Annotated in this window: 14 protein-coding genes; 10 read left to right on the forward strand and 4 right to left on the reverse strand. The window is 45.7% G+C overall.

What is annotated here, in order from left to right; translation table 11 throughout:
* Positions 1-32 precede the first annotated feature (32 nt).
* Genes NYE35_RS10935 through NYE35_RS10945 form a run of 3 tightly spaced genes read left to right on the forward strand, consistent with a single transcriptional unit; the run spans position 33 to position 2,666 of the window.
* Positions 33-854 (forward strand): ABC transporter permease, encoded by an 822-nt coding sequence (locus tag NYE35_RS10935; protein ID WP_036689371.1) that lies wholly within the window; start codon positions 33-35, stop codon positions 852-854.
* On the forward strand, positions 851-1,633 hold the full coding sequence (locus NYE35_RS10940) for an ABC transporter permease (protein ID WP_036689373.1): 783 nt from the start codon (positions 851-853) through the stop codon (positions 1,631-1,633). Before NYE35_RS10935 ends, NYE35_RS10940 begins: the two co-directional genes overlap by 4 nt.
* Before the next feature lie 34 nt (positions 1,634-1,667).
* Entirely contained in the window at positions 1,668-2,666 is a 999-nt protein-coding gene (locus tag NYE35_RS10945) for an ABC transporter ATP-binding protein (protein ID WP_249267665.1), read from the forward strand.
* Here the strand turns inward: NYE35_RS10945 and NYE35_RS10950 are convergent.
* On the reverse strand, positions 2,657-3,226 hold the full coding sequence (locus NYE35_RS10950; protein WP_341120959.1) for a TetR/AcrR family transcriptional regulator: 570 nt from the start codon (positions 3,224-3,226) through the stop codon (positions 2,657-2,659). The two genes, NYE35_RS10945 and NYE35_RS10950, sit on opposite strands and share 10 nt — an antisense overlap.
* 163 nt (positions 3,227-3,389) lie before the next feature.
* Between NYE35_RS10950 and NYE35_RS10955 the strand changes: the two genes are divergently transcribed.
* From NYE35_RS10955 to NYE35_RS10965, 3 genes are read left to right on the forward strand one after another with little or no spacing between them, the layout of a single operon-like run.
* Entirely contained in the window at positions 3,390-4,328 is a 939-nt protein-coding gene (locus tag NYE35_RS10955) for a ketopantoate reductase family protein (protein WP_339823231.1), read from the forward strand.
* A 27-nt stretch (positions 4,329-4,355) separates the two neighbouring features.
* Entirely contained in the window at positions 4,356-4,997 is a 642-nt protein-coding gene (locus NYE35_RS10960) for a histidine phosphatase family protein (RefSeq protein WP_036689381.1), read from the forward strand.
* A 15-nt stretch (positions 4,998-5,012) separates the two neighbouring features.
* Complete coding sequence (locus NYE35_RS10965) at positions 5,013-5,603, forward strand: class I SAM-dependent methyltransferase (protein WP_036689384.1); 591 nt, start codon at positions 5,013-5,015, stop codon at positions 5,601-5,603.
* A gap of 70 nt (positions 5,604-5,673) precedes the next feature.
* On the opposite strand, the gene NYE35_RS10970 is transcribed toward NYE35_RS10965, so the two are convergent.
* Together NYE35_RS10970 and NYE35_RS10975 are read right to left on the reverse strand one after the other, a co-directional pair.
* Entirely contained in the window at positions 5,674-5,769 is a 96-nt protein-coding gene (locus tag NYE35_RS10970) for a sporulation protein YjcZ (protein ID WP_197069771.1), read from the reverse strand.
* Positions 5,770-5,881: 112 nt separating this feature from the next.
* On the reverse strand, positions 5,882-7,282 hold the full coding sequence (locus NYE35_RS10975) for an RsmB/NOP family class I SAM-dependent RNA methyltransferase (RefSeq protein WP_341120961.1): 1,401 nt from the start codon (positions 7,280-7,282) through the stop codon (positions 5,882-5,884).
* A gap of 157 nt (positions 7,283-7,439) precedes the next feature.
* Between NYE35_RS10975 and NYE35_RS10980 the strand changes: the two genes are divergently transcribed.
* Genes NYE35_RS10980 through NYE35_RS10995 form a run of 4 tightly spaced genes read left to right on the forward strand, consistent with a single transcriptional unit; the run spans position 7,440 to position 13,163 of the window.
* On the forward strand, positions 7,440-8,576 hold the full coding sequence (locus NYE35_RS10980) for a glycosyltransferase family 4 protein (protein ID WP_036689393.1): 1,137 nt from the start codon (positions 7,440-7,442) through the stop codon (positions 8,574-8,576).
* Between the two features lie 6 nt (positions 8,577-8,582).
* Positions 8,583-9,935, forward strand: a complete 1,353-nt coding sequence (locus NYE35_RS10985; RefSeq protein WP_326047614.1) for a metallophosphoesterase family protein — start codon at positions 8,583-8,585, stop codon at positions 9,933-9,935.
* Positions 9,925-11,730: an AAA family ATPase gene (locus NYE35_RS10990; protein ID WP_341120963.1), complete on the forward strand. Its 1,806-nt coding sequence runs from the start codon at positions 9,925-9,927 to the stop codon at positions 11,728-11,730. Before NYE35_RS10985 ends, NYE35_RS10990 begins: the two co-directional genes overlap by 11 nt.
* Before the next feature lie 17 nt (positions 11,731-11,747).
* Positions 11,748-13,163: an ATP-binding protein gene (locus NYE35_RS10995; RefSeq protein ID WP_341120965.1), complete on the forward strand. Its 1,416-nt coding sequence runs from the start codon at positions 11,748-11,750 to the stop codon at positions 13,161-13,163.
* Here NYE35_RS10995 and NYE35_RS11000 read toward each other — a convergent pair.
* Complete coding sequence (locus tag NYE35_RS11000) at positions 13,150-14,271, reverse strand: YkvI family membrane protein (protein ID WP_076140944.1); 1,122 nt, start codon at positions 14,269-14,271, stop codon at positions 13,150-13,152. The two genes, NYE35_RS10995 and NYE35_RS11000, sit on opposite strands and share 14 nt — an antisense overlap.
* Positions 14,272-14,409 lie beyond the last annotated feature (138 nt).

Genomic DNA, 14,409 nt, shown 5'->3' on the forward strand with positions numbered 1-14,409 from the left:
TGTGATATCTATAGATAGGCAGGATGTGACTTATGTTTGAGATGATAAAGCACCGCTTTCGCATTATGAGGGCGGTTGCTTTTGTTACTTATAAGGAATGGAGTGCGTACAGGACGCATTCGATGGTTTCTATTTTTGTAGGCCCAGTGTACTTTTTAGTGCAGTATTATATATGGAGCGCTGTTTATAGCGGGGAATCTTACATCAACGGGATGTCACTCTCCCAAATGCTTTCCTATTTTTGTGCTACGATGTTGATCAACTATCTGACTATGGATTTTGCCGATTGGAATTTACAAATGCTTATTCGTACCGGGAAATTCATTACGTTTTCGTTAAGACCGCTAAATCATATGTTCTTTGCTTTATCTCAGAAGGCAGGGCATAGGGTACTTGGGCTTTTGTTTGAATTTTTACCTTGCTTTATGATCTTTTTCTTTATTTTTCATATTGATGTCTTACCCGCAAATTTACTATACGCGATTCTTTCAATAGCTATGGCGTTTATGATGAATTTTTTCATTCATTATAGTATTGGAATGGTCGCCTTTTGGATGGTGCAATCCTCTAGTATTCGTAATTTTTTTAATCTCTGCGAAGGGATATTTTCAGGATCGCTGATTCCATTAGTATTTTTCCCAAAATCCTTACAAATGGCATCCTTTTTCTTACCCTTTCAATATACGGCCTTTCTTCCAGCAATGGTCTATACAGGTAGCTATACTTTAGCTGATATAAGCTTACCTATTCCTCAAGTGTTATTGCTGCAGCTCATAGCCGTAATTATTGCCGGAGTTGTCTGCCGGGTGCTGTATGCGGTGTCGCTTAAGCATTTTACGGGGGTGGGCGCATGAAACGTATGTATCAAATATATAAAACCTGCATGAAGGCGAATATTGCTTCTGCTATCACTTATCGTGTTAACTTTATTCTTAATAGTCTTATCATGCTCATAGGGAATGTGCTGTTTCCTCTAGTAACGGTATTTATTTATAATTCGAATGCTTCATTTGCAGGATGGACCTTTAAAGAGGCGCTGTTAATTCAATCCGTTTTTATTCTGTCTACGGCTTGTGCCGGGATTTTTTTTAACGGAATTATGTGGAATACGATGTCTCATGTTGTAGAAGGGACTTTGGAAGTGGTATTAATTAAACCGACCTCGAGCCTTTTTCTGCTGTTGGCCAGATCTTTTGAGTTCGAAAGTATCGGGCTTTTAGGTGGAGGAGTAATCATGTTCGTATACGCACTTAGCGGAATCGATGGGATGACCATAGGCTCTTGGTTATTGTTCCTGTTGTTGTTTGGTGCAGGGCTGCTTGTTATGTTCGGTGTGGCGCTTATTGTGGCAGCGATTTCCTTCAAATGGGTGGCGAATTCCCGCTTGCCGGAGATGTTTGAGAGCATTAAGTCTTTTGGACGTTATCCAGGGACGATTTTTCCTAAGGCAGTCGTAGCTGTGAGTTCTTTTCTGTTTCCGGTCTCCATGATTGCCTACTTTCCAGCATCTACACTGATTGGCCGATGGGAACCCTATTTTTTTATAGCGATTATTCCTTGTGTATTATTTGCTGCCTTCGGAATTTGGCTCTATACATATATGCTTCGCAGTTACAAAAGCGCCGGAGGATAAAAGATTAGTTAAGATCTAAGAAGGAGAATTTCACTTGGACATTATTACCGTCAAGAACTTAACCAAGCAATATGAAACCTATCACCGTGGACAAGATGCAAAAAGTGTATTTAAAAGTCTGTTTCACCGTGAAAAATCGATAATTACCTCTGTAGAAGATCTTTCGTTTAGTGTTGGAAAAGGAGAAATCATTGGCATTCTGGGTCCAAACGGTGCAGGGAAATCTACGACTATTAAAATGCTGACAGGCGTTCTCTATCCTACCTCGGGCGAAATAAATGTTCTAGGGTACAACCCTCATAAGCAGAAAAATCAATATGTAAAACAAATCGGGGTATTGTTCGGACAGAAATCGCAGTTAATATGGGACATTCCCCCTTTGGATAGCTTTTATATGAACAAGGAAATCTATGATATTCCTACGAACGACTTTCGTACAAGACTAGACCGATTTGTAAACATGTTTGAGATTGGCGATATTATTACTAAGCCCACGCGCACCCTTTCCCTGGGAGAACGAATGAAATGCGAGTTTATTATGGCGATGCTTCATTCACCACCTGTGGTTTTTTTAGATGAGCCAACGATCGGGCTGGATGTAATAGCTAAACAAAGAATCAGAGAATTCATTAAGCAAATGAATCAGGAAGGCACCACATTTATTCTGACAACACATGACTTGGAAGATGTAGAGCGTTTGGTTCAAAGAGTACTTATAATTCATCAAGGGAAAAAAGTATATGACGACAAGTTCTCTGAACTTCGACTGCATCTGGGTGCCCAAAAAGTAGTTAGGCTTTCAGCCGCCACAACTATTGGAAATATTGATCTGCCTGGCACTCAGATATCGGAAAGAATATCGGATTACGAAGTGGAGCTGCTGATCGATACCGAGCAATGTAAAATGGGCGAGTTTCTGCATATTCTTAGCGAAAAGGTAGAGATCCTTGATATATCCATTAAGGAGATTCCCATTGAAAAAATTATCAGCTCCATTTATGAGATGGATATGGGAGAACATATTCAAGCTTGAGAACGGATCATCTGCAGATTTAGATCGAGCATGGACCATAACTTTTCAGTGATCTCTTTTGCAGAGCAAGGATTACTATGGGTAAACCACCATTCAATCACTCCGACAGTCGCCGAACTTAAAAATTGCACAGATATATCTTTACTCAGCTCATCGAGATTAAAATTGTTTTCTAAAAATTGTACCTTAATCTGCTCATTTATCATTTCTTGTAATTGGTTTCTAAAGGAGAGCAGAGCTTTGTTTCTTAATAAAGTCTTATAAAAAAGAGCATTCTCCTCCAATTGTTCCAGCGTGCGGAGCAATGACGCCTTTGAGGGATTGGGATCGGCTTCATCCTCCACTGCGGAGCAGCTTTCGATTAGTTGCTGGAGCTGAGCCGCCAGGCATTTATCCATCAGATCATATTTGTCCGCATAATGGGAATAAATCGTTCCGCGGTTTACATCAGCACGCTCTGCGATTTCGTTGATCGTTATTTTTTCAAAATCTTTTTCAGCCATCAGTTGAATTAATGCATTCATGATGGCTGTTTGGTTTTTTTTAATTCTTCTATCCATGATAAGACTCCCTTTTTATTAAACAATGTATTGTATTTTGTTGAAAAATCAACAAAACCGGTCAAACTAACGATTGAACCCTACCGGAGATGTGATAATCTGATTTTATCGAACAGTTGATCAAAATTCAACAAATGTCTAAAAAGGGATAGAGGAGCTAAATATGAGAGTTTTAGTTTTTGGAGCGGGAGTATTAGGCAGCTATCTTGCGCATGTTCTAGTGCGTGGGGGAAATGATGTCACCATGCTTGCCAGAGGGAAGCGAGCAGAGCAATTGACGAAAGACGGGCTTGTGCTTCGCCATTATTTTCAAATTAAAAACACTGTGGATACAGTAAAGGTCATTTCTACGCTTCGATCCGATGATCTCTATGATCTTATTTTTGTTGTTATGAAATATAATGATTTTCCATCTGTGTTACCTATTCTAGCTGAGAATCAGAGTCTGAATATAATTCTTGTGGGGAACAATGGCGATGCTCTTGGCATGCAAAAGGATCTCCAGGAAATGAGCAATGTGAGGAAAAATATACTCTTCGGATTTCAACTTAGTGCAGGAATTCGGGAAACGAGCGGTCGTGTTATTAAAATACACGCAGGAGGGCAAATGGTACTTGGCAGTTTAGACGGTGAGATTCCAATAAAACACTTACTGGAAAAAGCGTTTGAGAACGCTAAGTATAAGCTAACTTATCATGAGGATATGGATGCTTGGCTCAAAAGTCATATCGTGCCAATAGTGGCTTTGAACTCCCTTAGTTATCTGCATGACGGGGATTTGAAAAAGGTATCTAAAGATAAGAAGCTATTAAAACAAGCCATTTCAGTAATGGACGAGGGGTTTCAAATCATGGAGCAATTAAGCTATACTGTTACTCCAGCAGGTCAAGTTAACTTTGTTCGAAAGCACAAGCAGGCTGTATATTATGGTCTGACAATAATTCATAAATTACCGTTTATGAAATTAGTGGACGGTTCTTTCAGCGAAATAGCGGCTTTGTTTAATTCATTTGATATTTTGAAGCAACAAGCAAACATTGCAACGCCCAATTGGGATCAACTTAAAAAACAAGCGTTTTCGAAGTTTAATGCAAATGTATAACAATCTTGTTCAGGAGGTATACAATCGATGGCTATATATTTTATAAGGCATGGAATAGATGATGAAGGCTTTCGTGGGGGTTGGAGTCAACGTGGACTTGTAGTAGAGGGATATAGACAAGCCGAACGTCTTGGATATTATCTTAAGGAAAATCAATCTAGCTTTAACATAACCCGTATTCTTTGTAGTGATTTGCAACGTGCGTTAGATACAGCAAATGAGATCGCCAGAGAGCTTGATTTGCCTGTTGAAAGCAGCCAGTATTGGAGAGAAACGAACAATGGTGTAATCGCTGGAATGCCCCATGAAATCGTAAATGAACGATACCCGGGTCTTTATTTCTCGGCTTTAAGAATGGATGAGAGATTTCCAGGAGGAGAAAGTCCTCAGGAATTTTTTACGCGAATAAGTTCAAGTTTCTCAAAACTATGTAATGAACTGGAGAGTACTGATCCAAATGAAAATGTAATTGTGGTCACTCATGGTGGCGTAATTAATGTTATATACCATATTTTAAAAGGGCTAACGTGGACGAATAAGAATGCTCATTTCCCGACTTCATATACTAGTATTCATAAAATAGAGTATCAAGTAGATAAGTGGGCAGTTACAGCAGAAAATCTTACGGAACATATATCAAGTGATCAGGCTGCTGGTATGGCCAATTGATTGGGAGGTACAAATATGGGTTTATTGAATGCGCTGATTGAGCAAGCCAAGAATCCTAGAGGGTTCGTAGGAAATATCATGATCAAAATCATGAATCAGGCACATACCAGCATCACAACATGGGGACTTAGAAAAATAGAAATTAAGAGCGGCGATCCTATCCTGGACATAGGCTGTGGTGGCGGTCAAACTATACATACGTTAGCAAAACAAAATAGACAACATGAAATTTACGGCATAGATTACTCACAACAAGCTGTAGAGACATCTATTCAAAAAAACAATAAGGCTGTAATCGCTGGTAAGGTGAAAATTAGTCAGGGAGATGTGTCAGCGTTACCGTTCAACGATAGATTTTTTGGGACGATCACAGCGATTCAGACACATTATTTCTGGCCGGACCTCGAACACGATATAAGTGAAGCATTTAGGGTGCTGATGGCAGGCGGTACATTTGTTATTATTTCTGAGATCTATAAAATCAATTATCATATGAAGCAATTCACTAAGAACGAAGAGATGGAGCAGTTATTTCGGAAATCGGGCTTTCAGACGGTAAATATTCACGAGAATAACAAATGGAGATGTTATGTTGGAAAGAAATAAAGCGGCCGCACCGCCCCAAAAAGGACGACACAGCCGCTTCGTTTCACCAGCTATTTAAGCCGGGAAGGTATTAAACAAACAACGAACGGGAAATGATGACCAGCAAGATGAAAAGTACCAAAATCGCTCCGGTCGAAGTGAAGGCTCCTCCATGAAATTCACCCATGATTTATTCCTCCTCAACTTATGTCTTCTTCTCAATTGCTGTGACTGATGTCGCAGCTTTCTGAGATAATGACATCATATGCCGAAGAGGGCCTGTTGTACTGGTCTATGGCCTATTGCTCGTCAATATGGGCTTTTAGGATACGTAATCCTTTAGGAAGATGATTTTTAAGCTGCCCTAAACTCGCTTTGCCCCAACTAATCGGCAAACCATCTAAAGTTACAAGTGTCCATCCATGTAATTCGCTGGGGACAGGCAGGCTTTCACCACGTAGCCAAGCATGTATTTCCGGGCCATCACTGCTGAGATCAAAGCTTCGTGAAGCTTGTATGGGCTGTAGTGCCATAGCTAATGCATGAGCAGGTTCAATCCGATTTTTCTTCAAATGGGCGATATGTAGTCCAGCTCGTGGAATACGCAGTCCGTCCAGCAGCCCGGTATGGAGATTGCCATTAAAGGATTCTGGCAGCAAATAAAGGGATTCGCCGAAGAGCAGTGGCACACCTTGGCATGAAAGACCAGGCAGTTCTACCGCAGCCCAGTCTTGAAAAAGCTGGTAGGCATCGCGTACAGAAGAATTAGTTTTTGGGTTGTTTTTACTTCGGCGTTTTTTGGCGTTGCGGTTGGCATCATCATTCACGGATGCAGTGTCAATTTGCTTACGCAGGAGTGCTACAAAGTGACCTTCGCCCTTTTCTAAATGCGGCCAAAGGCGTTTGCAGGTGAGTAGTTCCATATCGGGGTAACTAGCCGTCAATCGAGCAATGGTTTCTTCATTCTCTTGACGGTTAAAGGTGCAGGTAGAGTAGGCTAAAATACCCCCTGGTTTAAGCATAATGTAGGCGTCTTGCAGGATATCCCATTGTCTCGCTGCGCACATAACTACATGAGCAGGAGACCACTCTTGAATGGCTTTTGGATCTTTTCGGAACATGCCTTCTCCAGAACAAGGAGCATCCAGCATAATTCGGTCAAAAGCTTGCGGGAAACGCGCAGATAGCTGTTCTGGTGTTGCACAGGTTACGAGGGTATTCTTAATGCCCAGACGTTCAACGTTCTCTGCTAGAATTTTTGCGCGTTCCGGATGAATCTCATTAGAGATTAAGAGGCCTTGTCCCTGCATTAAACCAGCGATATGCGTAGTTTTACCTCCAGGGGCTGCTGCAAGATCGAGGACGGTTTCACCGGGTTCAGGTGCCAGCAGTTCAGCTGCGGACATTGCGGAAGGCTCCTGAATATAATATAGTCCAGCGGCATGGTAAGGATGCCTGCCTGGTCGAGCGGGCTCATCATAATAAAACCCGCCGTGGCACCATGGGATAGGTTTCAAATTAAATTGTGAGACTGTACGGTCCACCGCAACTTGGCCTATGGCTGAGGTGCTTTTTAGCGGATTAAAGCGCAGTCCTTGAGTTCGTGGTGCTGAATAACTTTCTAGAAAAGCATCTGCCTCTTGCCCCAGCATTTCTTTAATAGATGCGGTGTAAGAGGCAGGCAGCTGTTCTTCCTTCATAGCTCATTCTCCTTTTTCTTAGTTGCTGTTTCATGTTTATACCGATAAAATCAAGGTATGGGGAACGTAATCGTACCTGAAATTCTACATATATTCAACTATATCATAATTGCCAAGTCTTACAGTACACAGGGCAATTGTAAAGGGGATGTACCATATGAATTTGCTGCAAGCGCTCTTCTTCCCGCCGGAGCAACCCGGTGGTGTATCATCTATGATCCCTTATCTTCAGGAAAGATTCCGTTCAAGCCGTTGGGAGATGGATTTGTTTTGGCTGCCTAAGCGGATTCGCAATAAGGGGCATGAGGAAGTAATATTCGAGACGTTTGATTGGACGCAGTATGGAGAAAGTCCGATCGTTCAGAAATATATTCAGACCTATCGTGATTATTTATGGTGGACTAAACTGCGGATGAGTAAGCCCTATGATCTTATTCATTCCCATCATCCGATTGCGGGCTTAGCGATGAAAAAAGTGTTCCCTGATACTCCGTTAATTCATACCCTGCATTCCAGTTACGAGCGGGAATTGATTCTAAATGGAGCGATTTCAGAGGATGGCTTGGAGCATCGTTTTCTAGTCTCACTTTATCGTGAACTTGAGCATGTTAGTGATCGATTAATGACGGTGTCGCGATCTTTTGCAGATTATGTGGCCCCTTATATTATTGATCCTTCTAATATAGGTGTTATTCCGAATGGTTTTGATGAAAAAAGATTTAAGCCTGTTCCGCATGATAATGCTATTCCGCAGCTAGTGACCGTGACACGTCTGGTTCCGGCTAAAGGAATAGATATATTACTCAAAGCTTGCGCGGAGCTTAAAAATCGCGGCCATGAGTATGTACTGCATATTATTGGCGATGGTCCTTCACGTGCGGATCTGGAAAAGATGGCCCAACATTTAGGGATCTATAATGAAACGATTTTTTACGGATATACGCTGCACCCTGAAGAATTCATGCCATTTTTTGATATTTTCGTATTGCCCTCTCGGGCGGAGGCGTTCGGTTCAGTGTTTGCGGAAGCGGCACTTAGCTGCCTGGCTTTAGTGGGGACAAATGTGGGCGGAATACCGGAGCAGATTGAAGATGGTGTGAATGGTTTATTGGTCAGTCCTGACGATGAGATTGCTCTTGCTGACGCATTAGAGAAGGTGATATCTGATCCGGCTTATCGTTATGAGCTTTCACGTTCCGCATGGGATAAAGCCAAAAGCCTATATTCGTTGACACGAGTTGCTAATGAACTTAAAAAAACCTATTTACAGTATCCCTCAGGAACGAAAGGGTGAGCAGCTATGATTCCATTTCGCTTTCTGCATACTGCTGATTTACATCTGGATAGCCGTTTTGCCGGGCTGGCGCATATTTCGCCAGCCATTCGTGCTTATTTACGTGAGTCTACCTTTGCCGCCCTCGGGCGGCTTGTCCGCGTTGCGATCCAAGAGAATGTTGATTTTATTGTCATTAGTGGAGATGTGTACGATGTTTCAGATGCTTCATTACAGGGACAGCTGCGATTTCAGGAAGCGCTCAAAGAACTCGGTGAGCACGGGATTAACGTGTTCCTGATTCATGGCAACCACGATCCGCTTGACGGACTGCGTCTGACAACGGAAATGCCAAAGCATGTTACCGTATTTGGCGGAGAGAAGCCAGAACACGCTACAGCTTACCGCCGTATAGATGGCCAAGAAGTTGCCATCGTTAGTGGAATCTCTTATCCAACGGCGAAAGTGACGAACAACACAGCTGTAACCTTTTCTCGTAAACCTGGCAGCCACCTGTTTCATATTGCGATGCTGCATGGCAATGTAGACGGTGATTTGCTGCATGAGACCTATTCTCCTTGCAGTCGCAGGGACCTTATCGAACGGGGTTTTGATTATTGGGCGCTTGGACATATTCATAAACGGAGTGTACTGCATGAGAAGCCTGTGATTGTGTATCCAGGCAATATACAAGGGCGCAGCATTAAGGAAACCGGTGCTAAAGGTTGTTATATTGTGGATGTAGATGAGGCTGGAAGATCCGCTCTGCAATTTCATGAACTGGATTTCGTTCGCTGGCAGGTTAGAGACCTATCTATAGAAGGATTAAGCAATGAAGCAGAATGGATACAGAAAGTGGAGCAGGTTATTGAAGACATCCGCGCGGAGCTCCCGGAGCTCATGTCGGTGGTCAGATTTCGTCTGATTGGACGAGGGGACGTACATAAAGTATTGGCTGAAAAAGGGGCGGCAGAGGATCTGCTGTCTGAACTCCAGCGCCGTGAGGCGATTAGGGCTGAGCGTAAAGATTACAAAGGGCTTGTCTGGACCGAAGGGTTCGCCATCGAGTCCGGCTTAGCTATTGATCGCCAACGCTTATTGGAAGAAGATAGTTTTCTTGGAGAAATGCTGCGCATTGCAGAGCATACGGAACATTCTCCAGAAGCGCTCGAAGAACTATTAAATAGTGCGCTTAAACCGCTATTGGAGAATCAGGAGCTGCGTAAGCTGTTGTCTATGACTAGTCAAGAAGAGAAGTTGAGCTGGCTACGTGGTGCAGCAGAGCAGGGAATCACGATGCTTGGTGGGATGGATGATACTGTTGAAGCGGCGGAAAGTCTTTCGTATCAACAAGCCGGAGGGCAAAACGATGAAAATTGAACATTTGCATATCAATGGCTTCGGGCTTCTTCACAATCGAGAGATTCATTTAACGCAGGGAGTGACCGTACTTTATGGGCGTAATGAAGCAGGAAAAAGTACGACACTGCAATTCATACGCTCTATGCTGTTTGGAATTCCAAGCCGTGGAAATCCCTTGGAAAGGTATGAACCTATGCAAGGTGGATTGCATGGGGGGACCCTGAAGATACGTGACTGTAATGATGGTTTGTGGACCATTCGCCGTTTTGCTTCAGGTGCTGAGGGATCAGGAAGAAATGAAAAGCTGAACATTACAGTAAATCATCCAAATGAAACGACTCAAGAGCTAGGACAAGCTGAAATGGAACGACATTTACTTGGGGGGATCTCTAGGAGTATGTTCCAGCAATTGTTCGCAGTTTCACTGGACGAGCTGCAGGAGCTTGCTGCCCTTCAATCTGAGGAGATGAGCAGCTTTCTTTTTCATGCAGGTATGGGCGGTGGAGGTGCAATCATGCGTGCGGAACGCCGTTTGGTGCAGGAAGCTGAGAAGCTGTACAAACCTCGTGGCAAGCTGCAAGAAGCAGCAAAAGTTGTGCAAGCCATTGAAAAGCTTGAGCGCCAAATGGTTGAGAGCCGTTCTTATCTCCCGCGATATAACGATAATATAGTGGCATTGAGGGCAACGGAGTCGGAGCTAGATGAATTGGAGCAACAGCGTAAGCTCACTGGAGAGCAGCTAGTGATGTTTCGAAAAGCACAGGAAGTCCGTGAGCTGTGGTTAAAGTGGAGCGAGGCTCAGCTAGAGCTGCAAGGATTGCCATTGATTTTAGCCTTTCCTGAAGAAGGGGCAACTCGCTTTCAGGCATTTGAAGGAGAAATTCGTAATGCACAGGGATCAGTAGTACGTTATGAACGTCTTCTAAGCGAGCTTACTATTGAACTGGCAAAGAACCCTCCAGACGAAGTATTAGCAGCGCAGGGGCCTGCTTTGGAGCGGCTGGACCGGCATCGGAGCAGTTATGAGAACCGTAGAACGGAAAGACAGCGGCTTGAGGGAGAATTAACGGCGCTGAATGAGCATTTGCGGCGAATTCTGCGCGGCATTGATGTGAGCTGGGGCCCTGCAGAGCTGACTTCATTCTCCGGTGCAGCGGCAGATCGTGAAGCTGCACGGAAGTTTGCGGCGGCGTTCGCTAGTTATGACCGCCGCATGGAGGCGGAGGGTGCAACGCGGCAGACGTTGCGATCCCGTTTGGCCGCTGCCTCAGCGTCGCTCCAAGCAGCAGAACGGGCGCTGGCGCGTGAGCACGCTACCGGCGCGGAATCTTTTGCGCAGCTGGCTCCGCGCAGCGCCCGTGAAGTGCTGCAGCTGTGGGACGAGCTGCAGCAGGCGGCCGAACGCTGGCGCGAAGCGCAGCTCAGCGAAGGGCCAGCGCGCGGCGCCGCAAGTGACGGCCTTGGCGCGAAGCGCATGGCCGCGCTCTACCGGCGCCTGCTGTGGGCTGGGGCAGCACTAACCGTGCTGCTGCCCGCAGCGCTGTGGCTGACCGGTGCTCCGCCGGCCAGCGCCGTGCTTGCGATCGGCCTGCTGGGCGCGGCCGATCTGGCCCTTTGGGCCGGCTTGCGCGGAGCGCGCCGGCAGGAATCGTCCCCGCCAGAGCATGGCGGGGACGTCAGCGCAGCCGCAGCCGAGATGCTGCGGCTGCGGGGCAGCTGCTCTCCGGGGCGGAGCCGGAGAGCGTTGTGCCGGGGCGGCGGACGGCCGCCCCGGGGTCCAGCCCTGACGCAGGCGGGCTGGAGGCCTCCATGAGGGAGCTTCGCAGGCTCATGGAGGCTTGGTCAGCTTGGCGGCAGCGCATCGAACGCTATGCCGCGGAGCGTGATGCCTGCCGCACGGAGCTGGAGACGCTGGCAGGCCAAGAGAAGCTGCTCGCTGAAGAAATGCACCAGGCGGAGGCGGCATTTACGGAAACTGCTGAGCAATATGAAGAATGGCTTCGCCAACGCAGGCTGCCTGAAGGGTTATCCCCTGAAGGACTGCCGGATATTTTTGCTATGGTTGAACAAGGGAATGAGCTGCTGCGCCAAGAGAATAAACTCTCCTTACGATTGAAGGAGCTGGAAGCAGAATGTAACATGTTTGAGGAGGAGCTGCTCACACTTATCTATGAGTCGGGTGCTGATCTTGGCGACGAGTCTGGTGTAGCGGCAGCTGGTTTTGAAATAGATCCGCAAGAGGGGAAACGAATATCTGCGTTATCCTTACTAAGCTGGCTGGAACTGCGAAAAAGAGCGTGGGATGATCTGAAAAAGGACTTGATTCGCCGGGAAACTATGCAGTCAAGATTGCAGGATGTGGATGAAGAATTCAAGGAGAGCCACAGGATATTAGGTGAGCTGAGAGAACAGCGTGAGCTTCTGATACAAGAAGGCGGGGCGACTGGTGGAGAAGACTTCTTACGCAGGTCAGCAGCTGTGCAGCGGCGCAGTGATCTGAATAAATCGATTCGCCAGTGGGAGCTTGTTATGTTCGGTGGTTGGGAGGAAGAGCGAGTTACTGCTCTGCTGGAATTATTAAATCATCATGATGCGGAAGCATTGCAGCTGAAGCGGTCATTGGCTGAAGAATTGATGGAACGGCAGGAAGAGGGTTGGAACACCCTGCTGGAGCAACGAGGCAAGCTGCTTCAGGAAGGGGAGTATCTGAAGGAGCGCTGCGTGGAGGATTCCGTTATTCAGCAACTGGAAGAGCAGAGAGCAGCCTTGCGGATCGTGGCTGATAAATATGCAGTGGCAGCGATAACTGCCGAACTAATCGGGCGAACTCGTCGTGTGTATGAGCAGGAGAAGCAGCCACAGGTATTACTGCTTGCCTCAGATTATTTCTCCAAGCTGACGGAAGGGGAATATAAAAGGGTTGTTATGACACTGGGGCATAAAGAGCTGAAAGCTGAACATAAGAATGGGGGATTACTAGACAGCGGACTGCTCAGCCGAGGGACGGCAGAACAGCTGTATCTTGCCATCCGGTTGGCATTGGCAGAGACCATGTCACGGCAAGTATCGCTGCCGCTGTTATTCGATGATCTCTTCGTTAACTTTGATGAGTCTCGTCTTCATGCTGCGCTTGGACTTCTTGGAGAACTGTCGATCTCCCGCCAGATTGTGATGATGACCTGTCACAAGCATGTGGCGGAAGCGGCAGCACGTATGATTCCTACAGCAGCGGTTATTTCCGTGTAGTTCGGGTGATTGGTTTTACGGATACGAGACTGTTCCCCTTCTCCTTTGAGTTCGATGAAGTATTACTACCTGGTGGAGAGGACCATGGCGTGCGCAGCAGCTTGACAGCCCAGACCAATGATAAACCTCCGAAGATTGGGTAGAACACGGAGAGCAGTGAACTAAAGCCAAACTGGCTCAGTAAATAGCAGACCAACATCAGAAGTGGTGTGATTAGTGCAGTTGATAGGGGAAGCCGTTGCTTAAGCTGTACAGCTACTCCATAAATATCGGCCACAAAAGTGCTGAAGATCTCCAAAAAGATCAGTAGGAGATATATAGTTTGCACTACAGTACCCAACCGGACGGCGATGCTGCCCATCGGAATTTCAAATTTGAGAATCCCTGGCATCTGTGAGCTCATTGCGAAATGTGCGGCGATCAACATAAAACCAATCCCGGTACCCCCAATAATACCGCCCCATACAAGGGATCTTTCTTCCTCTGTGTGACGAGCCATAGGGACTAAAACAGCTTGTGCCATCCCTAAATTAAAGGCGGTGTAGAGCAGCGGTGACATCCATGCGCCAAAGAGAGAGCGATCGTTATCAAGGAACAGGAACCGTCCAGCTCCCGGAATTTGAAAAGTATTAAAAATAATGATAAGTGACAGAGTAAGCATTAAAGGTACAACAATACTGTTCATTTGCAGAATACCGGAAATCCCTCGTTTTAGCAGAAAGTATGAACCAAGCAACGTGATAATTAGTCCAGTCTGATAATGAAGTCCGAGATGCTCCTGAAAAATAGCGCCGGCCCCTGCAAGCATAATACTGTTTACTCCGATCAGGACGACCATCGTGAACAAACTGATGGTGCTTCCGACCTGTTCCCCGAAGAGGTGGCGGTTAAAGTCTTCATAGGATTCCGCTTCTATTCGCCGAGCAATGACCATCATTTTTGTACCCAGCCATATGAACAATATAGTTGAGAGCAGGATGGTCAGGACTGCCCAGTGCCCGTAACGTGTGAAAAATTTTAATATTTCCTGTCCGGTGGCGAATCCGGCTCCTACAATGGTGCCAATATAAGTGAAAGCGATCTGTAATGTTCGGACATGTGATTTCATGGCTCCCCTCCTAATAGTTTTACGAAGCTAAAGAAAAATCATAACGAGTGCTATGCAGGATAACCTTGTGTACTCTGTATAGTACAGGTTATGATGAGGATCAGTAGGACATGACTTCCGTCGTAATTGCTTTATGAT

It is taken from the genome of Paenibacillus sp. FSL L8-0494 (assembly GCF_038003695.1).
Lineage (GTDB): Bacteria > Bacillota > Bacilli > Paenibacillales > Paenibacillaceae > Paenibacillus_AQ > Paenibacillus_AQ odorifer.